Origin of the sequence: Buchnera aphidicola (Pemphigus obesinymphae) (assembly GCF_026122815.1) — a bacterium.
GTDB classification, from domain to species: Bacteria; Pseudomonadota; Gammaproteobacteria; order Enterobacterales; family Enterobacteriaceae; genus Buchnera_C; species Buchnera_C aphidicola_BJ.
In genome coordinates this window covers 1-588 of record NZ_JAIWQW010000066.1, presented here as the reverse complement: position 1 = coordinate 588, position 588 = coordinate 1, and the positions used below count along the sequence as shown (strand labels likewise).

The following is a 588-nucleotide window of genomic DNA, read 5'->3' as shown; positions in this document are numbered from 1 at the left end:
ATAATATTTATTTTTTGATTTTATTTTATATTAGGTTTATTAAATTTTTATTTGTTAAGTAAATAAAGCTGATTAATATAATTTTATTGTTTAATAGTATTAAAAATTATCTTTAATAATTTATTTATTATTTCAAAATATTTGTTTGGAGGAGGAGGAGAGATTCGAACTCTCGGATAATTTCTCATCGGCGGTTTTCAAGACCGCTGCCTTAAACCACTCGGCCACTCCTCCAAAATGCTTTTTTTTAAAATAATTCCAGTTTATAAGTATATCATATTATTAAATATAGTAATAATATTTTACTAAAGTAAAATAAAAAATCAATAAAATATTTTTATAAATACTATTTAAATAGTATTGTAAATACTATTACGTTTATATATAATAAATCTGAAATTATATATATATATTTTTAAAATATCACTAATATTTAGGCGTATTGGCAGATTGGTGATGCAGCGGATTGCAAATCCGTAAAACTCGGTTCAATTCCGGGATACGCCTAAAAATTACAAAAAATAGAAATATACAAGCCCGGATGGTGAAATTGGTAAACACAAGGGATTTAAAATCCCTCGGCGTAAC

The 588-nt window shown here is 24.7% G+C and carries 2 tRNA genes; one reads left to right on the top strand and one right to left on the bottom strand.

Annotated features, from left to right (window positions below):
• Positions 1–146 precede the first annotated feature (146 nt).
• Positions 147–234, bottom strand: a tRNA-Ser gene (locus LDP10_RS03115).
• Between the two features lie 202 nt (positions 235–436).
• Here LDP10_RS03115 and LDP10_RS03110 point away from each other — a divergent pair.
• A tRNA-Cys gene (locus tag LDP10_RS03110) sits at positions 437–507 on the top strand.
• The last annotated feature ends 81 nt before the right edge of the window (positions 508–588 follow it).